The 20,967-nt window shown below is 38.5% G+C and carries 16 protein-coding genes and 1 tRNA gene; 15 read left to right on the top strand and 2 right to left on the bottom strand.

Annotated features, from left to right (window positions below; translation table 11 throughout):
- Positions 1 to 380 precede the first annotated feature (380 nt).
- The 7 genes from IPU53_RS03815 (at position 381) to IPU53_RS03785 (ending at position 8,519) form a co-directional block, all read left to right on the top strand.
- Positions 381 to 1,898 carry a tetratricopeptide repeat protein gene (locus IPU53_RS03815; RefSeq protein ID WP_207447865.1) on the top strand — a complete coding sequence of 506 codons (1,518 nt, stop codon included), beginning with the start codon at positions 381 to 383 and terminating at the stop codon, positions 1,896 to 1,898.
- Between the two features lie 204 nt (positions 1,899 to 2,102).
- Positions 2,103 to 3,053, top strand: coding sequence for a thioredoxin-disulfide reductase (gene trxB, locus IPU53_RS03810; RefSeq protein WP_207447863.1), 951 nt, complete (start codon positions 2,103 to 2,105; stop codon positions 3,051 to 3,053).
- Between the two features lie 325 nt (positions 3,054 to 3,378).
- On the top strand, positions 3,379 to 4,272 hold the full coding sequence (gene rapZ, locus IPU53_RS03805) for an RNase adapter RapZ (RefSeq protein WP_207447861.1): 894 nt from the start codon (positions 3,379 to 3,381) through the stop codon (positions 4,270 to 4,272).
- Positions 4,269 to 5,231 (top strand): gluconeogenesis factor YvcK family protein, encoded by a 963-nt coding sequence (locus IPU53_RS03800; RefSeq protein WP_207447859.1) that lies wholly within the window; start codon positions 4,269 to 4,271, stop codon positions 5,229 to 5,231. Before rapZ ends, IPU53_RS03800 begins: the two co-directional genes overlap by 4 nt.
- A gap of 170 nt (positions 5,232 to 5,401) precedes the next feature.
- Entirely contained in the window at positions 5,402 to 6,355 is a 954-nt protein-coding gene (whiA, locus tag IPU53_RS03795) for a DNA-binding protein WhiA (protein ID WP_207447856.1), read from the top strand.
- Between the two features lie 18 nt (positions 6,356 to 6,373).
- Positions 6,374 to 6,631 carry an HPr family phosphocarrier protein gene (locus IPU53_RS03790; protein WP_207447854.1) on the top strand — a complete coding sequence of 86 codons (258 nt, stop codon included), beginning with the start codon at positions 6,374 to 6,376 and terminating at the stop codon, positions 6,629 to 6,631.
- 163 nt (positions 6,632 to 6,794) lie between these two features.
- Entirely contained in the window at positions 6,795 to 8,519 is a 1,725-nt protein-coding gene (locus tag IPU53_RS03785) for an ABC transporter ATP-binding protein (RefSeq protein WP_207447852.1), read from the top strand.
- Between the two features lie 96 nt (positions 8,520 to 8,615).
- Here IPU53_RS03785 and clpP read toward each other — a convergent pair whose 3' ends face one another.
- Positions 8,616 to 9,218 (bottom strand): ATP-dependent Clp endopeptidase proteolytic subunit ClpP, encoded by a 603-nt coding sequence (gene clpP, locus IPU53_RS03780; RefSeq protein ID WP_207447850.1) that lies wholly within the window; start codon positions 9,216 to 9,218, stop codon positions 8,616 to 8,618.
- A gap of 337 nt (positions 9,219 to 9,555) precedes the next feature.
- Positions 9,556 to 9,627 (bottom strand) — tRNA-Arg (locus tag IPU53_RS03775).
- A gap of 565 nt (positions 9,628 to 10,192) precedes the next feature.
- Between IPU53_RS03775 and IPU53_RS03770 the strand changes: the two genes are divergently transcribed.
- From IPU53_RS03770 to IPU53_RS03735, 8 genes are all read left to right on the top strand, one after another.
- A complete protein-coding gene (locus IPU53_RS03770; RefSeq protein ID WP_207447848.1) occupies positions 10,193 to 10,435 on the top strand; it encodes a glutaredoxin family protein in 243 nt (80 codons plus the stop codon).
- A 217-nt stretch (positions 10,436 to 10,652) separates the two neighbouring features.
- On the top strand, positions 10,653 to 11,684 hold the full coding sequence (locus IPU53_RS03765) for a sugar-binding transcriptional regulator (RefSeq protein ID WP_207447846.1): 1,032 nt from the start codon (positions 10,653 to 10,655) through the stop codon (positions 11,682 to 11,684).
- Between the two features lie 66 nt (positions 11,685 to 11,750).
- Positions 11,751 to 12,758, top strand: coding sequence for a type I glyceraldehyde-3-phosphate dehydrogenase (gene gap / locus IPU53_RS03760; RefSeq protein WP_207447844.1), 1,008 nt, complete (start codon positions 11,751 to 11,753; stop codon positions 12,756 to 12,758).
- A gap of 303 nt (positions 12,759 to 13,061) precedes the next feature.
- Positions 13,062 to 14,246: a phosphoglycerate kinase gene (locus IPU53_RS03755; RefSeq protein WP_207447834.1), complete on the top strand. Its 1,185-nt coding sequence runs from the start codon at positions 13,062 to 13,064 to the stop codon at positions 14,244 to 14,246.
- 69 nt (positions 14,247 to 14,315) lie between these two features.
- Positions 14,316 to 15,077 (top strand): triose-phosphate isomerase, encoded by a 762-nt coding sequence (gene tpiA / locus IPU53_RS03750; RefSeq protein WP_207447832.1) that lies wholly within the window; start codon positions 14,316 to 14,318, stop codon positions 15,075 to 15,077.
- Entirely contained in the window at positions 15,070 to 16,611 is a 1,542-nt protein-coding gene (gene gpmI / locus IPU53_RS03745) for a 2,3-bisphosphoglycerate-independent phosphoglycerate mutase (RefSeq protein ID WP_207447831.1), read from the top strand. The genes tpiA and gpmI overlap by 8 nt, the downstream gene beginning before the upstream one ends.
- Before the next feature lie 380 nt (positions 16,612 to 16,991).
- Positions 16,992 to 18,278 (top strand): phosphopyruvate hydratase, encoded by a 1,287-nt coding sequence (gene eno, locus IPU53_RS03740; protein WP_207447829.1) that lies wholly within the window; start codon positions 16,992 to 16,994, stop codon positions 18,276 to 18,278.
- A 386-nt stretch (positions 18,279 to 18,664) separates the two neighbouring features.
- Positions 18,665 to 20,956, top strand: coding sequence for a helix-turn-helix domain-containing protein (locus IPU53_RS03735; protein ID WP_207447827.1), 2,292 nt, complete (start codon positions 18,665 to 18,667; stop codon positions 20,954 to 20,956).
- The last annotated feature ends 11 nt before the right edge of the window (positions 20,957 to 20,967 follow it).

Below are 20,967 nucleotides of genomic sequence, written 5' to 3'. Positions count from 1 at the left end.
GATTTGCTTTAAGCCCGAGTTTTGGAGTTGTCCAGCTCCAGGCGCCATCGGCTCGAGGCTCGCAGGAGCGAGTCCATCGGCGTTGCGACGTACAGGATGTACTAGTGCAGATGAAGCGACAGGACGTCGCGTTTGAGTCTGCCGCCAGGACGGGGCGAACTTAGCCGATGTTCTGCTTAATAACTCTGAACCTATAAAGGGAAAATGCACCCTTTCTAGGTTCAGGAACATTTGCTTGTCGCCGATAGGCGGGCGCTTGCGCTTTTCTTATAAAAAATGGTATAAAAGTAGAAAAATTTCCAAAATTCGAGGTGTGTCAGCGTGGGTGTCGTATGATATACTACAAAAAGCGACAAGGAATACAGCAACGGAGGATTTTGATGTTTAACAACTCGAAAGGAAAATTAGATAAAGCCAAAATATTTTCTTTTATCCCAACAGGAGAATACTATTTTAATAGAGGTATAAAAGCATATGATCGTTTTGATATGAAGAAAGCGAAAAAATATTTGAAAAGAGCTTTTGAATTAGAGCCCTTGGAACCGATCATTGCCTGTCAATTAGCTATTGTTCACACTGAAATTGGAGAATATGAGGAGTCCAATAAGCTGTTACAAATGGTGTTGGCAGAATTAGATGAAAGTTTAACCGAATGTTATTATTTTATGGCTAATAATGATGCCCACTTGGGGCTATTTACAGAAGCCTATAAGAATGCGCAACTCTATCTTGAGTTAGACGAAGTAGGAGAATTTGCGGAAGAAGCAAAAGAGTTATTAGATTTAATTGGTGTAGAAGATGATGAAAGCTTTTCTGAACTTGTTAAACAAGATGAAATGATTGCCCAACTTGATCAAGCCAGAGATTTATTGCAAGAAGGTTTAATGTCACAAGCAATCGAAATACTTGAACAAACTGTGAAAGATTATCCTGAGCTTTGGCCAGCATACAATAATTTGGCTCTGGCGTATTTTTATGAAGGTAAAACAACAAAAGCATTTGAAATCATTCAATATGTATTGGAGCAAAGTCCAGGCAATTTACATGCTCTCTGTAACTTAGCTGTATTTCTTTATTATGAAGACAAGCTAGAGGCGTTAGAGGAATTACTCCAAGCATTGGATAAAGTCCAACCGATTCATTTTGAACATCGTTATAAACTAGGCGCTACCTTTGCTTTGGCTGGAAAGTATCATCAAGCCTATTCTTGGCTACGTCATTTACAGAAATATGGATATGAAGGAGATTCTTCTTATTATTATTGGTTAGCGAAATCCGCTTATTTTTCTGGAAATCATAAAGTAGCCTTGGAGGCTTGGGAGAAATTAACCAAAATCAATCCTGCGCTTTCACAAAAGGAACCTTGGAAGGTCACAGAAGAAGCGATTACTCATTTTGAGAATGAGGATGTGACCATTATGAAATGGTTGACTAGTGAGCACCTTGAAAATAGGTTATATGGAATCTTTTTAATCTCTGTGTCCACATCTAAAGCAGAAATTTATAAACAATTGGAGCAAATGGACTTAGACAAATTTACGCCATTTGAAAAAAGATATTTAAACTATATTTTACAAACAGAACTAAATCCTGAATTTATTTCGCATGAAGATGAGATCATGCAAGGACATGAAGTGGCAATGGTATTATTCGAGAAATATCAAGCACAAGCATGGGAAAGACGTAGCTTACTCCTATTATGGTTTCGTGCTTTTTTTAAAATGCTTGAAAATCAAACTGCGATTAAAAATCCCTTCGCCTTAGCGGGTGCAATAGAGTATATTTGGTTAAAAACGCGCCATAATAAAAAAACACAATTGGAAATAGCTAAGGAGTATGCTATTTCGACTTCCACTTTACGGAAGTATGTCCGTATTTTGGAAAACGAATTAGAATGAGCAGATAAATAGACGAAACTGGCGCTCTTTAATACGATAGAAATAGATCAGTAATAATAAATGTATGTTCAAAAAGAAGGATAAAAAGGCTCAAGTCAGTGACTAAGCACTAGTACATCCTATACGGTGAAAATTTGCTGGATTAATTTTTACTGGTCTTTTTGAACATTCTCTATGGAATAGATAACAAAAGGAGTGTACAGCATGTCAGATGAGAAAATATATGATGTGATTATTATAGGAGCAGGACCAGCTGGAATGACAGCAGCTGTTTATACATCAAGATCCAATCTGTCTACACTAATGATTGAACGCGGTATTCCGGGCGGGCAAATGGCTAATACAGAGGATGTGGAAAACTACCCAGGTTTTGAACATATTCTTGGTCCAGAATTGTCCACAAAGATGATGGACCACGCAAAGAAATTTGGCGCTGAGTATGCTTACGGGGATATAAAAGAAGTAACGGATAAAGAAACGTATAAAGTGATAAAAGCAGGTAACAAAGAATATAAAGCACGTGCTGTGATTATTACAACAGGTGCCGAGTACCGTAAAATCGGCATTCCAGGTGAAACTGAGCTAACCGGTCGAGGTGTTTCTTACTGTGCTGTGTGCGATGGAGCCTTCTTTAAGAATAAAGAGCTTGTTGTTGTTGGCGGTGGAGATTCAGCGGTTGAAGAAGGTGTTTACCTTACTCGTTTTGCTAGTAAAGTGACAATTGTCCATCGTCGTGATGAACTGCGAGCTCAAAAAATCCTCCAAGATCGTGCTTTTGCCAATGACAAAATTGAATTTATCTGGAATCACACCGTAAAAGAAGTCAATGAGGAAAATGGAAAAGTCGGTTCTGTCACGCTCATTTCTACTGAGACTAGGGAGGAATCCAATTTTAAAACAGATGGTGTCTTTATCTATATTGGAATGGATCCATTAACAAAACCATTTGAAAACCTAGGAATTACTAACTCCCAAGGATATATTGAAACAAATGAAGACATGGAAACGAAAATTCCCGGTATCTTTGCAGCTGGAGATGTACGTGATAAACTGCTTCGCCAAATTGTTACTGCAACAGGGGATGGGAGTATTGCTGCGCAAAGTGCACAAATTTTTATTGAAAATTTAAAGGATAAAATAGGTACTGCTCAATAATAAAGCCTGTTTTAACAAGGGGGAAATGCTGTCCGTTCTTGCAATTTGGACGCAATAAAAAAGTTACACTGAATTAATCTGTTTGTAACAGTAGTGCAATGATTTTCGGGTACATTATATATATGAGATATTGACCCCCTTTTTATACAATATCCCTTTTTTGAAAGCACAGCCTTAGGGCTTGTGCTTTTTTTTTTACAGCTTTTTATAGCTGACAAAAAATAACTCCCACTTTTAAAAGAATTGACAGGCTGTTATTTACACCTCATTGATAGTATAATAATATCATGAGAAAGAAAGCGAAACGGAAAACGGAGTGGAATGCATGAGCACAATAGGATCTGAAGACATACAACTAGTCATAATTACCGGAATGTCAGGGGCAGGGAAAACAGTCGCCATTCATAGCTTCGAAGATTTAGGCTTCTTTTGCGTGGACAACTTGCCTCCTGCATTGATGCCAAAGTTTCTGGAATTAATGAAGGAATCTGGAAATAAGATGAATAAAGTAGCGCTTGTTATGGATTTACGAGGGCGTGAGTTTTTTGATACTTTATTACGTGTGTTGGATGAATTTTCTGGTTCAACATGGATGACTCCCCAAATTCTTTTTCTAGATGCAAATGATGCGGCTCTTGTAAGACGCTATAAAGAAACACGTCGTTCCCATCCGCTTGCAACAGAGGGGTTACCTCTTGAAGGAATCAGACGAGAACGTCATATTTTAGATGAATTAAAAGGTCGTGCTCAGTTAATTTATGACACATCCAATATGCAGCCGAAAGAATTGCGTGAAAAAATTATAGAAGATTTTTCCGCGAACAGAAAGACCGCCTTTACGGTCAATGTGATGTCATTCGGGTTTAAACATGGGATTCCTATTGATGCAGATCTAGTATTTGATGTACGTTTCTTACCAAATCCGCATTATATTGATCACATGCGGCCTAAAACTGGAATGGAAGAAGAAGTGTATCAATATGTTTTAAAATGGAATGATACACAGAAATTCCTTGCGAAAACGACAGATTTACTCACTTTTATGCTGCCCCTCTATAAACGGGAAGGGAAAAGCCAGCTTGTGATTGCGATTGGCTGTACGGGCGGACAACATCGTTCTGTCGCCCTTTCTGAATATATTGGTAAATTTTATGAAAATGATTATCACGTATCGATTACTCATCGAGACATTCAAAAGAGAAAGGGAAAAACACTATGACAGAAACATCAAGTCCCAAGATAGCTGTCGTAGGAGGGGGTACAGGGTTACCCGTTCTATTGCGCGGCTTAAAAAATCTCCCTGTTGATTTATCTGCCATTGTGACAGTGGCAGATGATGGTGGAAGCTCAGGGCGCTTAAGAGAGGAAATGGAAATACCGCCACCAGGGGATGTAAGAAATGTCATTGCTGCTTTATCTGATCAAGAACCTTTGATCATTGAAATGTTTCAGCATCGTTTTAATTCAAATAGTGAGCTTTCTGGCCATTCTCTAGGAAATTTAATTCTCGCCGCACTCACGTCCATCACTGGGAATTTTGTTCATGCTATCCAAGAGATGAGTCGGGTATTAAATGTACGCGGTCATGTTCTTCCTGCAGCCAATCAATGTGTAGTATTGAATGCTGAAATGGAGGACGGTTCGATTGTAAGTGGTGAATCGAAAATTCCTGAATCAGGGAAAGCTGTTAAAAGAGTTTTTTTAACTCCTGAGCCGATTAAGCCCTTGAGGGAAACCGTCCAAGTGATTCGTGAAGCGGACCTGATCGTGCTAGGACCTGGAAGTTTGTATACCAGTCTTTTACCAAATTTATTAGTTCCTGGAATTGGGGAAGAAATTTGTAAAGCAAAAGCCAAAAAAGTATATATTTGCAACTTGATGACACAGCCTGGAGAAACATTGAATTTTTCCGCAAGTGATCATATTCGCGCGCTATATTCCCATATGGATCGTCCCTTTATTGATCTTGTGCTTGTCAATAATAAACCAATCCCAACCCATTTAAAATATCGATACCAGGAAGAGCAAGCGAGACCGGTTGTTTTTGATGTAGAGAACTTGGCGAATTTGGGAGTTGGCGTTATTGCAGAAGAAATTATTGGCTTAGATAAAGGACTCGTTCGACACGATACTGCAAAAGTCGCTCAGATTCTTTATTCTCTTATTGAAAAGAAATAGGAGTGAACGAAAAGGAATTGTTGCGAAAACAGTTCATTTATCGGTTATCTAATGACTTACATATATCCTCATGCAAATGGAAAAAGCTTTCATCATGAATATGCTTAGAGGATGTTATGCATTAGCCGTATAATGATGGGCGCTTGCGATTTTCTTAGGAGGTGGCAGAGGTGTCGTTTGCTTCAGACACAAAAAAAGAATTAACAACATTAGAACCTGCAGATTGCTGTGCAAAGGCTGAATTATCTGCCCTGATTAGAATGAATGGCTCACTCTCCTTTTCCAATCGTATTCTTGTTGTAAATGTGCAAACCGAAAATGCAGCCATTGCTAGAAGAATTTATATTTTAATAAAAAGGATTTATGCAACTGAAGTAGAATTATTAGTTAGGAAGAAAATGCGTCTCAAAAAAAATAATGTCTATATTGTCCGTCTGAAAAAACAGTCAGAAACCATTTTGCGCGATTTGAAAATTTTAGGGGAAGGTTTTACCTTTATACACGACATTGCACAAGAATTAATTGTAGATGAGTGTTGCAAACGTTCGTATTTACGAGGGGCATTCCTAGCAGGTGGTTCTGTCAATAATCCGGAGACATCTTCCTATCACCTTGAAATTGCCTCTCTATATAAAGAGCATAATCAGGCACTCAGTGAACTCATGAATGAATTTTCATTGAATAGCAAGTTTTTAGAGCGCAAGAATGGGTATATTACCTATTTAAAAGAAGCTGAGAAGATTGCTGATTTCCTTAGTGTGATCGGAGCTCATAATGCCTTATTGAAATTTGAGGATGTCCGAATTGTTCGGGATATGCGAAATTCCGTGAACCGGCTTGTGAATTGTGAAACAGCTAATTTGAATAAAACGATTGGTGCTTCATTAAGACAAGCGGAAAATATCCGCTATATACAGGAAACAGAAGGCTTAGATATCTTGCCTGAAAAACTTCGAGAGATTGCCATTTTGCGTATGGAGCATCAAGATTTAACCTTGAAGGAATTAGGCGAAATGGTTTCCGGAAATTCAATCAGCAAATCGGGCATTAATCATCGATTAAGAAAAATCGATGAAATTGCAGAAAAAATACGCAAAGGTGAAACAAGCAACACATATAAATAAGGAAAGGGGTGAGGAACTATGGTAGCTAAGGAAATAGAAGTTAAATTGCCAGCTGGGTTACAGTCTCGTCATGCAGCTGAATTTGTGCAAGAGGCAAGCAATTTTGCCGCAGATGTTTATCTGGAAAAAGGCGGTCGAAATGTCAATGCAAAAAGTATCATGGGTTTAATGAGTCTTGCGATTGGACCAAATGAACTTGTAACACTTTCTGCTACAGGTAGTGATGAAGAAGAAGCAGTTGCGCAGTTGTCCAACTTTATTGAAAATAATAATTAGTGTGCTTGAAAAGGAGTGTTGAATGCATTGTTTAACACTCTTTTTCTTTGGAAAAAAATAGGGATGGACCATACATAAGAAATGAGGTAACATGGACGATATATTCAATGGATTCACTATAAAAGATAGTAGAATTGGATTTAATGATTGAAGGAGCTAGACGATGTTAAAACAGTTTTTTTCTTACTATAAACCACATAGACGTTTATTTATTATCGACTTTTCAAGTGCGGTGATCGTGGCTATTCTAGAATTAGCTTTTCCGGTAGCGGTTCAATGGTTTATTGATCAACTATTACCGGAAGGCGATTGGAATAAAATATTTACGGTGGGTGTTCTGTTACTCATTGTATATTTATTGAGCACATTACTTCAATATATCGTCAGTTATTTAGGACATAAGCTGGGAATTAATATTGAAACAGATATGCGCGAGCAATTATTTACCCATGTTCAGCGCCAATCGTTTCGCTTTTTTGATAATACGAAGACAGGCCATATTATGAGCCGGATCTCGAATGATTTATTTGATATCGGCGAGCTTGCCCACCATGGTCCAGAGGATTTCTTTATTGCGATCATGACCTTTGTTGGGGCTTTTGCGATCATGTTCCAAATTAATCCTAGCTTAGCCGTAATAACTTGCATTATGGTGCCTTTCCTCATTTGGTTGGTGACGTATTGCAATATTAAAATGAACCATGCATGGAAAAACATGTACAGCCGGATTGCGGACGTCAATGCTCGAGTGGAAGACAGTGTCTCTGGTGCCCGAGTTGTCCAGTCTTTTACAAATGAGCAATTTGAAATTCATCGCTTCAAAAAAGATAATGGGTTATTCCGGATCGCCAAGCTCGCGGCATACAAAGTCATGGCAGGAACTCATTCCAGCATTTATATGATGACAAGACTGGTTACTTTATTGGTGCTTGTTGTAGGAGCATGGTTTAGTTTTAATGGAAAACTAACATACGGAGAATTGGTTAGCTTTGTTCTTTATGTAAATGTATTGATCAAACCAGTGGATAAAATTAGTGCTTTGCTTGAATTATATCCGAAAGGGATGGCTGGATTTAAACGATTCAGGGATCTTATCGATCAAGAGCCAGAAGTGCAAGATCGTCCTAATGCTGTTGCGATTGATTACTTAAGGGGAAATATTTCTTTTGAGGATGTTCACTTTCAATATGATGAACATAAAGAGGTATTGAAAGGAATTGACTTAAATATTCGCACAGGGGAGACTGTTGCTTTTGTCGGACCTTCTGGTGCAGGAAAAACGACGATTTGTTCTTTGATCCCGCGTTTTTATGATGTAAACAAAGGGGCCATTAAGATTGATGGAATAGATATTCGAGATATGACCAAACATTCGCTACGCTCTCAAATTGGGATTGTTCAGCAAGATGTCTTTTTGTTTACAGGGACAATTCTTGAAAATATTGCTTATGGAAAACAGAATGCTAGTGAAGAAGAAATACGTGAGGCAGCCAGGAAAGCTCATTTAGAGGACTTTATCGACTCACTTCCTGAAGGCTTTGAAACGCAAGTTGGTGAGCGAGGCTTAAAACTATCTGGTGGTCAAAAACAGCGCTTGGCCATTGCTCGCATGTTTTTGAAGAATCCACCAATCCTAATCTTGGATGAAGCCACTTCAGCTCTTGATACGGAAACAGAAAAAATTATTCAATTAGCATTGAATGAACTAGCTGTGGACCGTACGACATTAGTGATTGCTCATCGCCTGGCGACGATTCGCGATGCAGACCGTGTGATTGTCGTAACAGAAAATGGCATTGAAGAAGATGGAACATATACGGAATTAGTCCAACAAAATGGACTATTTGCGAGATTGCATAATATCCAATTTCAAGAAATAGGTTCTTAATAAGCCGGGTTCTAATTTAGAAGTAAACAAGCCAATCAAAAAGGTGATGAAGATCATTATGTAATCTTCATCACCTTTTTGAAATTTTAGGTAATATTATTTTTTCTCCTCAATTTCTTCTTTACGTTCGATGATTCTATCAATTAGCCCGTATTCTTTCGCTCTTTCAGCTGTCATAAAGTTATCGCGGTCTGTATCACGTTGAATGACTTCAAGTGGTTGACCTGTACGATCAGCTAAAATTTGGTTGAGCTTTTCACGTAAGAATAGAATCCGTTTAGCCGCAATTTCAATTTCAGTTGCTTGCCCTTGGGCACCACCAAGTGGTTGGTGAATCATCACTTCACTGTTAGGCAAAGCAAATCTTTTGCCTTTTTTACCAGCGGCGAGCAAGAAAGCCCCCATTGAGGCAGCCATCCCCGTACAAATTGTAGAGACATCTGGTTTAATATATTGCATGGTATCATAGATCGCCATTCCTGCTGTAATACTTCCGCCAGGACTGTTAATGAAGATCGTAATATCTTTTTCAGGATTCTCCGCTTCTAAGAATAAAAGCTGTGCTACAATGGAATTTGACACATTGTCATCAATACCACTTCCAAGCATAATAATACGGTCTTTTAGCAAACGAGAATAAATGTCATAAGCTCGTTCCCCTCTACTTGTTTGTTCAATAACTGTAGGAATTAAATTCATTTATTTCTCCTCCTTTTTTAAAAAAACAGATTCCCTAAAGTGTTGAAAACTTTATGTATTCTTATCATACACTGATGGTCAATAAAGGTCAAATAATCAACCTGACATTTGACTTTTGGAAATTTGTTCCTATAACATACCATATTCTCCATTTGAGATGATTTTAAACAAAAATATGTGATTTTTGTTAACGCAAAACTTCGCGTCAATGCGGGGCAGCTTTCCTTGTCCCTCCTTCTTAATTTGGGATATTGTTTTTATATATGAATGAAAAATCCACTTACTTGGTCAACAACATAAAAAAACACCAACAAAAGTTGGTGTATCAGTATTATTACGCCCTCGGCAGGAATCGAACCCACATTTTAAGAACCGGAATCTTACGTGTTATCCGTTACACTACGAGGGCAAAAAAAGAAGCGTACGATATGAAATTATAGAACAAGTTTCAATAGAATGCAAGCTATATTTTTTGTGTGTTAGAGCGGTTTGTTTAATAAAAATTTCCAATCCATTAAAGGAATCGGCCTATTGCTCCTTTTAATATGGTATAATATAAGAACAATAGATCGGCTTCGCATGAGGGAATTTGGTAGCACTGTTGCTCTGCCGTAAGTCTTCGGATGAGAGACTTCCCGGGAGGGAGGTGATGCCAATGGACATTGTTAGTGAGTTAACGCTTATGATATCTTTCGGGATGTTAATTGCGTTTATCGTTTCTGATAAAAACCATAAAAAATAATCCCTCATGCACTCTGGCAGGTATGTGAGGGATTATTTTGCCCGCTACCTACCCCTCTTGACGGGGATCGGTCTATTGGGGACTGATCCATGTTCGCGCATGGACGGTCCTTATTATTGTATGCAAATGTAAGGTTTCTATGTTCATTATAACATAAAAAAGGCGCTTGTACACATCCTAAAAATAATTATCGTAACAACGTGAAAAAGGAAATAAGAAAGAAGGATAGATTATGGAGATTATTTTTTACACAAGAGACAGATGTAGCCTTTGTGTCGATGCGAAAAGTATCCTAAACCTACTACAGAATGATTATCCGATTCATATCATTGAAAAAGACATCGAATCAAACGAAGAATGGACTGAAAAATACGGTTTGATGATTCCTGTGATTGAAATCGATGGAGAGATTGTTCAATCAGGTATCGTTGATTTATTGATTTTAGAGGAAAAAGTCAAATCTAAATTGCTTTAAAAAACGACTAATGGTAAAATAATTGTAGATTGTTTTATTGTATTTTAATTGGGTCACAATATGTCTATGTGGGACAAAAAATGCCCGGTGTTAAGATTGATTCGTGAAAGACCCAGTGCTACAATAAAATTAGCTGCTATCCTATTTCTATAGTAAAATTGGGACATTATATGTCTTGACGGGACAATAGGCGACCTTCTGGTAAAGGAGCAAAAACATGCACAATCTTTTAAAGCTTCAATCAAAATTAGTGCCAGATATGCTGTCTGTTATGCAAAATCGCTATCAGATCCTTCGTTCTATTAGTTTAACGGAACCTGTTGGCAGGCGTACACTTGCCCATATGCTAGGGACAACCGAGCGGATTTTAAGAAGTGAGGCGGAGTTTCTTAAGGCTGGTCAGTTAATCCGCATCAATACTGCTGGCATGTCTGTTACAGGCAAAGGCAAGAAATTGCTTGCAGGTCTTGAAGATGTGATGAGGGAATTGACTGGCATTAGCGAGACGGAACTAGCATTAAAGACAAAGTTAGGCATTAAGAAAGTAGTGATCGTTTCAGGTGATAGCGATGAATCCTTAATTGTAAAAGAGGAATTAGGGAAAGCTTGTGCAGAAGCACTTAATCGCTGTTTCGAAGATCAGCAAATAATTGCCGTAACAGGTGGAACAACGATGGCTTGTACCGCAGAAATGCTTACAGCAGAGATGGGGCAAGGCAAAGATTTGTTGTTCGTGCCAGCACGAGGGGGACTTGGGGAAGACTTGAAAAATCAAGCCAATGTTATCTGTGCTACAATGGCAGAGAAGACAAATGGAGTGCACCGCGTCCTATATGTGCCAGATCAAGTTAGCCTAGAAGTTCAGCAATCTCTTCTGAAAGAACCTGCTATTATGGATGTTGTAGAAAAAATTAAATCAGCTGATATTATTGTGCATGGTATCGGCGAGGCAATCACCATGGCGAATAGAAGAGCGACAGAACAAAACGTTATGAAAAAATTAATAGGTGAAAAAGCAGTTGGAGAAGCTTTTGGTTATTATTTTGATGAAAAAGGGGAAATAGTACATAAAGTCCCCACCATTGGTTTACGAATATCAGATCTATTTGATAAATCGTATGTGATTGCAGCTGCCGGTGGAAAATCAAAAGCCAAAGCGATTAAATCTTATTTTAAAAGTGCACCTGAATCGACTATTTTAATTACAGATGAAGGGGCCGCAAAGTCGATTTTAAAAGATATATCTTAGATAGATATCTCTTTTAAAGATAAATTATTAATTATTATCCATGATATTAAAAGGAGGATGTTAGATATGTCAGTAAAAGTTGGTATTAATGGTTTCGGACGTATTGGAAGAGTTGTGTTTCGTGCAGCACTTAATAACCCAGAAGTTGAGGTTGTAGCTGTAAATGATTTAACGGATGCAAGTATGCTTGCGCATTTACTACAACATGATACAGTTCATGGTAAACTTGATCAAGAAGTATCTGTGGATGGAGATACTATTATAGTAGGTGATCAGCGCGTTAAAGTACTAGCTGAACGTGATCCAGCCGCTCTTGGTTGGGGAGATCTTGGCGTTGAGATTGTCGTTGAATCAACTGGCCGCTTTACAAAGCGTGAAGATGCAGCAAAACACCTTGAAGCTGGTGCAAAGAAAGTCATTATTTCTGCTCCTGCTAATGGCGAAGATATTACAGTCGTTATGGGTGTTAACGAAGACAAATATGATGCAGCGAGCCATCATGTCCTTTCCAATGCATCTTGTACAACAAACTGCTTAGCTCCTTTTGCAAAAGTTCTTAATGAGAAATTTGGCATTGTGCGTGGAATGATGACAACTGTTCACTCTTACACAAATGATCAACAAATTCTTGATCTACCACACAAAGACTATCGTCGTGCCCGTGCAGCAGCTGAAAACATTATCCCTACATCTACAGGCGCTGCTAAAGCTGTAGCCCTAGTTTTGCCTGAGCTAAAAGGCAAACTAAACGGAATGGCAATGCGCGTTCCTACTCCAAACGTATCTGTTGTGGATCTTGTTGCTGAACTTGATAAATCTGTTACAGCTGAAGAAGTAAACGCAGCTCTTAAAGAAGCAGCTGAAGGTGAACTAAAAGGAATCCTTGCTTACACAGATGAGCCTTTAGTATCTACTGACTACAATGGTGATGCTCATTCTTCTACTGTTGATGGACTATCTACAATGGTAATGGAAGGTAACATGGTCAAAGTTCTTTCTTGGTATGATAACGAAACAGGTTATTCCAACCGTGTTGTGGATCTTGTTGCTTATGTTGCGAAACAAGGGCTATAATCTATAATATATATGAAACAGCATAATAACTTTGAAACACCTTAGTTGGGGGAGCGGGCATTAGTCCCCTTCCCCTTTATCTTTTATCTCGCATTAAAGGTCGGTAATACCTCCCAACTTATGTTTTGGATGATCAGAAGTGTCAATAGTGGAGGAAAAACGCCCGTAAATGCCCGATTGGTTGAGGCCAATAGGATGTTGGTCACTCAGGTGTTGCCAGGAGCGGCAGAATTAGCCTGAGTTCATCTTATATCAGTGTACCCACTGATTGAAGTTTCATTTTATCTAGGAGGAGGTACTATTATGGAAAAGAAATCAATCAAAGACCTTGATGTAAAAGGGAAAAAGGTTTTTTGCCGAGTAGACTTTAACGTCCCCATGGAAGAGGGGAATATTACGGATGAAACCCGTATTCGTGCAGCTCTACCAACCATTCAATATCTCTCAGAACAAGGTGCGATCGTTCTTTTAGCAAGTCATTTAGGGCGACCGAAGGGAACGGTAAAAGAAGAGCTTCGTCTTACTCCTGTTGCGCGTCGTTTAAGTGAATTGTTAGGAAAAGAAGTAGCCAAAGCAGATGAAGCTTATGGTGAATCAGTAAAAGAGCAAATTTCTAAGCTAAATGAGGGAGATATCCTCTTACTGGAAAATGTTCGCTTCTATGCTGGGGAAGAGAAGAATGATCCTGAACTGGCAAAAGCTTTTGCTGATTTAGCAGATGTGTATGTGAATGACGCATTTGGTGCTGCACATAGAGCCCATGCTTCAACAGAAGGCATTGCAAAATTCTTACCATCAGCAGCAGGCTTTTTAATGGATAAAGAACTTTTCGTTCTAGGCAAAGCTTTATCAAATCCTGAACGTCCGTTCACCGCAATTATTGGTGGAGCGAAAGTAAAAGATAAGATCGGGGTAATTGATCATTTATTAGATAAAGTAGATAATCTAATTATTGGTGGTGGACTTGCTTACACATTTGTGAAGGCACTTGGTCATGAAGTTGGAAAGTCTCTACTAGAAGAAGATAAGCTTGACCTTGCACGTCAATTTATGAATAAAGCCAAGGAAAAAGGTGTCCAATTTTACGTGCCTCAAGATGTAATTGTAGCTGATGACTTCTCAGAAAATGCTAATAAAAAAGTGGTCTCCATTGAAGAAATTCCGGCTGATTGGGAAGCCTTGGATATTGGACCAAAAACAAGAGAAACGTATCAAAAAGTGATTCAAGAATCGAAATTGGTCATTTGGAACGGACCAATGGGAGTCTTTGAATTGAATGCATTTGCTGGTGGAACAAAAGCTGTTGCAGAGGCGCTTGCGAAAGCCACAAATACATATTCTGTCATTGGTGGCGGAGATTCAGCAGCTGCAGTTGAAAAATTCGGTTTAGCAGACCGAATGAGTCATATTTCAACCGGTGGTGGAGCTTCCCTTGAGTTTATGGAAGGGAAAATATTACCAGGCGTTGCAGCTCTTGATGATAAATAAGACAAGCTAGATTCGCTATTCAATCAAATTTTAGCTATTGTCAAAGATTGTACGAAAGGGTGGTTAACATTGCGTAAACCGATTATTGCAGGAAATTGGAAAATGAATAAAACACTTCAAGAAGCGGTTCATTTTGCGAATGAAGTAAAGGGACAGGTACCTAGTGCTGAGCATGCAGATGCTGTTATTTGTTCCCCGGCATTGTTCCTCGGTCAGTTAGTCGATGCTGTCCAAGATTCCGATGTAAAAATAGGAGCACAAAATATGCATTTTGAAGAAAATGGAGCTTTTACAGGTGAAATTAGTCCTGTCGCTTTAAACGATATTGGTGTTACTTATGTGATTCTTGGCCACTCAGAGCGTAGAGAAATGTTCAATGAAACAGATGAGGGCGTGAATAAGAAGGCACATGCTGCTTATCAGCATGGTCTTGTTCCAATCATTTGTGTGGGAGAAACTTTAGAACAACGTGAAAATAATGAAACAAAACAGCTTGTTGAAGGACAAGTGGTCAAGGCTCTAGAAGGATTATCAGAAGATCAAGTGAAGCAAGCCGTGATTGCGTATGAACCAATCTGGGCGATCGGAACAGGAAAATCCTCCACAGCTGCAGATGCCAATGAAGTTTGCGCTCATATTCGTCAAGTTGTGAAGCAGCATGTATCCGAAAGTGCAGCAGATGCACTTAGAATTCAGTATGGGGGCAGCGTGAAGCCTGAAAATATTCAAGAATATATGAATCAGCCAGATATTGATGGAGCGCTTGTAGGCGGTGCGAGCCTAGAAGCAGCATCATTTCTTCAATTATTGGAGGCGTCAGCCAATGAGTAAAACAGCACCAGTTGCACTGATTATTCTCGATGGATTTGGTATTCGGAATGAAGAAAAAGGGAATGCAGTGAAACATGCAAAAAAGCCAAACTTTGATCGTTACTGGGACACTTTTCCACATAATCAATTGACAGCTTGCGGAGAGGCAGTGGGATTACCTGAAGGCCAAATGGGGAATTCCGAAGTCGGCCATCTGAATATTGGCGCTGGAAGAATTGTTTACCAAAGTTTGACCCGTGTAAATGTGGCGATCCGTAATGGTGAGTTTTTTAAAAACGAAACTTTTCAGCAAGCGATTGACCATGTGAAAAAAACGGGTAAAAAATTGCATTTAATGGGACTACTTTCTGATGGCGGTGTTCATAGTCATATTCAGCACCTTTTTGCTCTTTTAAAACTTGCAGCAGATGAAGGTGTCAAAGAAGTCTATGTCCATGGGATTTTAGATGGACGAGATGTAGGGCCACAAACAGCAGAAAAGTATATTAAAGAAACACAAGCAAAAATGGATGAGTATGGAATTGGGAAATTTGCAACAATCTCCGGACGTTTCTACTCCATGGATCGTGACAAGCGTTGGGACCGTGTGGAGAAGGCATACCGTGCGATGGCATATGGGGATGGACCTGTTTACCCTAATCCATTAGAGATGCTTGAAGATTCTTATGAGCATGGAATTTTTGATGAGTTCGTGATTCCATCGGTTATGACAGATGCTGATGGTAAACCAGTTGCAACGATTGATGACGAGGACTCAGTGATCTTCTATAACTTCCGACCAGACCGCGCGATTCAAATTTCTAATGTGTTCACTAATGAGGAGTTCTCTGGATTTGATCGAGGCGAGGATCTTCCGAAGAATCTTGATTTTGTTTGTATGACCCATTTTTCTGAAACTGTAAAAGGCTATGTCGCTTTTAAATCAGTGAACTTAGACAATACCGTCGGTGAAGTGATTTCGAATCAGGGAATGACGCAATTGAGAATTGCTGAAACGGAGAAGTACCCACATGTTACCTTCTTTATGAGTGGTGGTCGGGAAGAAACATTCCCAGGTGAAGAAAGAATTTTAATCAATTCGCCTAAGGTCGCTACCTATGATTTACAACCTGAGATGAGCGCTTATGAGGTAACCGATGCTTTGACTGAAGCAATTCGGGCGGATAAGTTTGATGCAATCATTTTAAACTTTGCCAATCCAGATATGGTTGGACACTCAGGTATGTTAGAGCCGACTGTAAAAGCAATTGAAGCAGTGGATGAGTGCCTTGGTAAAATTGTCGATTTGATTGTAGAAAAAGGCGGAAAAGCAATTATTACAGCTGACCATGGAAACTCTGATGAAGTGGTGACACTTGAAGGGAAGCCAATGACGGCTCACACAACCAATCCTGTACCTGTTATTGTGACAGAGAAGGGAATAACAGTGAAAGATGGAGGAATCTTAGCTGATTTAGCTCCGACAATGTTAGACCTGCTTGGGGTTGAAAAACCAGAAGAAATGACAGGAAATTCAATAATAGATCGTAAATAAAATAATAAAAATACGTGTTCAAAATGGAGGATAAAAAGGACCAAGTCGGCTAAAGGCACTGACTTCCTGTCAGCAACGCCGACACTAGTACATCCTGTACTTCGAAAGTTCGAGGCGGCGCAGTTTCGAGCAGCGGAATGTATGCAATTAGATACATGAGCACAAGGAAAGCTACCCTGAACCCGCATCGCACGAAGGAAAAGTGGTTTTCTTTTCCGAGGAGCACAGAAACAAGCCAACGAAGAAATTCGAAGCGTCATTTTTACCGAGGCCTGCAGGACGCAGGTCACAAAGGCGTTGCGACAGGATGTCGCGAATTTAGCCTTTGATCCTTACCTTTTGAACATCCACTAAAAATTATTTTTAAGGAGAGATTGATTATGCCATTTATATCTCATGTTTATGCACGCGAAGTATTAGACTCTCGTGGCAATCCAACAGTTGAAGTAGAAGTATATACAGAATCAGGTGCTTTTGGTAGAGCGCTTGTTCCAAGTGGTGCGTCTACAGGTGAATATGAAGCTGTAGAACTACGCGATGGTGATAAAAGCCGTTTTCTTGGAAAAGGTGTCGAAAAAGCCGTTCATAATGTGAATGAAATCATCGCTGATGAAATTATTGGCTTTGATGTCACAGATCAAGTTGGCATTGACCAAACAATGATTGCATTAGATGGAACAGAAAATAAAGGTAAGCTTGGTGCCAATGCGATTCTAGGTGTATCCATGGCTGCTGCACGTGCGGCTGCAGATTACCTAGGTCTTGAACTATATGAGTACCTTGGCGGATTCAACTCAAAGCAACTTCCAGTACCAATGATGAATATTCTCAATGGTGGAGAGCATGCTGACAATAATGTAGATATTCAAGAATTTATGGTCATGCCTGTTGGTGCTCCTAATTTTAAAGAAGCTTTGCGTATGGGAGCAGAAATTTTCCATAGCCTAAAATCTGTGTTGAAAGAAAAAGGCTACAACACAGGTGTGGGGGATGAAGGTGGATTTGCGCCAAACCTAAAATCAAATGAAGAAGCACTAGAAACAATTATGGAAGCTATCGAAAAAGCTGGTTACAAGCCAGGAGAACAAGTAAAATTAGCGATGGATGTAGCTTCATCTGAAATTTATGAAGATGGCAAATACAATTTGAAAGGCGAAGGCATTATCCGTACTTCAGAAGAAATGGTTGATTGGTACGAAGAGATGGTGAATAAGTATCCAATCGTATCGATTGAAGATGGTCTAGATGAAAATGACTGGGATGGCCACAAGCTGTTGACAGATCGTATTGGTAAAACTGTTCAACTTGTTGGGGATGACCTATTCGTAACCAACACGAAAAAGCTAGAGCGTGGTATTCAAGAAGGGGTTGGGAACTCCATCTTGATTAAAGTGAATCAAATTGGTACACTCACTGAAACTTTTGATGCAATTGAAATGGCCAAGCGTGCCGGCTACACAGCTGTGATCTCGCATCGCTCTGGTGAAACCGAAGATAGCACAATTGCTGATATTGCCGTAGCGACAAACGCTGGGCAAATCAAAACAGGTGCCCCATCTCGTACAGATCGTGTTGCTAAATACAACCAATTGCTTCGTATCGAAGACAACTTGGGAGAAACAGCGCAATACTTGGGTGTGAAAACATTTTATAACATTAATAGATAATCGGTCATCAATGACAGTGTCTTATCTATAAAAACACAAGAAATCTGAACTGCATTTCAATTGTTAGATACCATCTAACAATTGGAGGTGCAGTTTTTTTATGCTAAATTATAAACAATACGAATATAATGGTGTTGATTTGAAAGAGTTGATCAATTTAAATAGAGCTAGAAAAATATATCCATTATTAGGATGAAGGTAAAATTAAAAACGCATCTGTTGCAATACTGTTGAAATAGTCATGTATTACTTTTAGGGCCTTGAACCCCCTTGTGTTTTTGTCAAAATTGACCTATATTTTAAGAATTGCATCATGTTACTATAATATGAGATGAGTAATTGACTTTTTTGAAAGCGCATCAAAAAATAGGGGGAGGAGGGGGAAAATGTTCAAATGGTCTAAAAAGAAACCGAGGTTATTGTATAAATATCTTTTTTCCTATTTGCTTGTGTTCATGTTGCCATTTATCACGATTAGTATGATTTTATATCATTTATCAGTAGGAAATTTAAAAAGAGAAATCATCCAATCAAACACGGACAAAATAAACCAAATTGGAGATATTACGGATTCAAGACTAATTGAACTAAATCATTTGGCCACTAGAATCTCAAATGACCAGCGATTAACACCTTATATGCTCACCCAGCCCTATTTAGATAAACAAGCTATAACAGAAATCGTAAAGTATAAAATGAACAACACTTTTATTGATGAATTATTTATAAACTTCCACGAGACTAAGGATTTCGTTTATTCTTCTAGAGGAGTAAGTACTTTTCAGACTTTTGTTCGCAATAACTATCAGGTTCAACCCCAGAGTATAGAAGATCTTAGTAAGGGATTACAGGCCCAGTCTGATTCTATGTTACAAGTCATTAACACCATTTCTATTAATGGTAATAATCAGCGAGTTATAGCCTATTCCTATCCTATACCTATTGATAGCTCTATTCCAATTGGTACCGTTACTTTTTTTATTAAAGAAACATCATTGTCCAATTTAATCAAAAATACGCTAGGTAAATATGATGGAGCGAGCTTTATCTTTGACGATGAATTTAATTTACTAGTTTCCAATAAAAATGGGATACAAATGGATTTAGATTTTGTAAAAGAGGTTTCTTCGGAGAAAACGGGCATTTCCAATGAAGACTTTGAAAATGACAATTATTCATTTTCTATTATCCGCTCGCAAACAAGTAATTGGACTTTTGTTACTGTAATGCCTACAGAACAGTTTTATGGAAAAATGACATCACTGAAACAATCCATTTTTGTGATATTATTTATTCTTGCGGCAGCCGGGATGATTATTGTTTGTTTTCTATCTGTGAAACATTATAAGCCGATTGAAAAATTAGTCCACTCCCTAAGAAATAAAGAACAGTCCGGACAAAATCTAGCGGGAAAAAATGAAATTGAGTTAATTAGAACAAAAATTGAATCCATATATGAGGATAGCGAGCGCTTAAAGAGAAAAATAGTCATACATAAACCCTTTGTTAGAGCCCAATTTCTATCAAATCTACTTAAGGGTGAAATGAACAATGCGCAAGAAATCACTACTTTAGCAAATGATCTAAAAGTATTTCTAAGAGGGGACTCCTTTTTCGTCATAGCTCTATCTTATAAAGGGAAAATCAAACGGCAAGAAGCCTTTTGTTATTGGGAAAAGCTTGTGAAACTCATTGATCATGTCTCCTATCAAGATTGTACTGGGTATGGTGTGGAATTAGTCCACGATTATACTGCTGCCCTCATTGTGAGTAATAGAGAAAATTCAGCCGATCTGAATGATAATCGCCAATTATTTGTACACCATTTGATCAAAGTCTTAAAAGAATATCGTTTGATGATGCCTGTGATTGGTGTCGGAGGAATTTATAAAGGGGCACATAAAATCAATCGTTCTTTTATTGAAGCCTCTGCCTCTACAGAAAATAGCCTCTTAGGTTATGCAAATAAAGTTATCTTTTTTGAAGATCTTTCTATAGAAAACAAAGAAACGATTTGGTTTCCAGAAGAAAGTCGCTTAAAATTTATTCAAAGCTTAAAACAAGGAGATCCTGTTGTAGCAAAAGAAATCTTAGCAGAAATCTTATCAAGTCTTGTCCAAAAGAATACTTCTAACCATATACTGAAATGTACTTGTTTTGATATTATCAACACCATTTTGAAAACCACTTCTGAATTAGACATCCTCCATCATACTGAAGCTGTGAAGGAATTGTCTGAATTCCAATCATTGGCTCAGATGAAAGAGAATGCCAATATTTCTATCGATCGAATTTGTTTAGAAGTTGAAAAAAGAAAAGAAAGTCATAATTATCAGCTGCGAGATAACATCATGGAATATATTCAAAAACAGTACAAACATCATGACCTTAGCCTAGAAAGTATTGCGGATCATTTTCAGATATCTAGTACTTATCTAAGCAAATTTATCAGAGAGCAAACGGGGATTACCTTTACCCAGTTTGTTTGGGAATTGCGAATGCAAGAATGTAAAGATCAATTATTCCACACGAACCGTACAATTAAAGAGATCGTTTTAGATATTGGTTATTTCGATGTGTCTAATTTCATTCGGAAATTTAGAAAAGAAGAAGGCATTACTCCAAGCCAATATCGAAAGTCTTACCGGCAAAATATAGATGAAAAAAGAGTTTTATAAATATCTTTTCT

It is taken from the genome of Bacillus sp. SD088 (assembly GCF_017355205.1).
Classification (GTDB): domain Bacteria; phylum Bacillota; class Bacilli; order Bacillales; family Bacillaceae_C; genus Lederbergia.
Note: the sequence above shows the minus strand (reverse complement) of the source record. Positions and strands in the feature narration are given on the sequence as shown.

What these genes read in the sequence shown, in the direction of transcription:
- trxB (WP_207447863.1), top strand. Translation starts at nt 2,103, where the DNA reads ATGTCAGATGAGAAAATATATGATGTGATTATTATAGGAGCAGGACCA.
- rapZ (WP_207447861.1), top strand. Translation starts at nt 3,379, where the DNA reads ATGAGCACAATAGGATCTGAAGACATACAACTAGTCATAATTACCGGA.
- IPU53_RS03790 (WP_207447854.1), top strand. Translation starts at nt 6,374, where the DNA reads ATGGTAGCTAAGGAAATAGAAGTTAAATTGCCAGCTGGGTTACAGTCT.
- IPU53_RS03770 (WP_207447848.1), top strand. Translation starts at nt 10,193, where the DNA reads ATGGAGATTATTTTTTACACAAGAGACAGATGTAGCCTTTGTGTCGAT.
- IPU53_RS03800 (WP_207447859.1), top strand. Translation starts at nt 4,269, where the DNA reads ATGACAGAAACATCAAGTCCCAAGATAGCTGTCGTAGGAGGGGGTACA.
- eno (WP_207447829.1), top strand. Translation starts at nt 16,992, where the DNA reads ATGCCATTTATATCTCATGTTTATGCACGCGAAGTATTAGACTCTCGT.
- IPU53_RS03735 (WP_207447827.1), top strand. Translation starts at nt 18,665, where the DNA reads ATGTTCAAATGGTCTAAAAAGAAACCGAGGTTATTGTATAAATATCTT.
- IPU53_RS03785 (WP_207447852.1), top strand. Translation starts at nt 6,795, where the DNA reads ATGTTAAAACAGTTTTTTTCTTACTATAAACCACATAGACGTTTATTT.
- gap (WP_207447844.1), top strand. Translation starts at nt 11,751, where the DNA reads ATGTCAGTAAAAGTTGGTATTAATGGTTTCGGACGTATTGGAAGAGTT.
- IPU53_RS03755 (WP_207447834.1), top strand. Translation starts at nt 13,062, where the DNA reads ATGGAAAAGAAATCAATCAAAGACCTTGATGTAAAAGGGAAAAAGGTT.
- clpP (WP_207447850.1), bottom strand. Translation starts at nt 9,218, where the DNA reads ATGAATTTAATTCCTACAGTTATTGAACAAACAAGTAGAGGGGAACGA.
- gpmI (WP_207447831.1), top strand. Translation starts at nt 15,070, where the DNA reads ATGAGTAAAACAGCACCAGTTGCACTGATTATTCTCGATGGATTTGGT.
- IPU53_RS03815 (WP_207447865.1), top strand. Translation starts at nt 381, where the DNA reads ATGTTTAACAACTCGAAAGGAAAATTAGATAAAGCCAAAATATTTTCT.
- IPU53_RS03765 (WP_207447846.1), top strand. Translation starts at nt 10,653, where the DNA reads ATGCACAATCTTTTAAAGCTTCAATCAAAATTAGTGCCAGATATGCTG.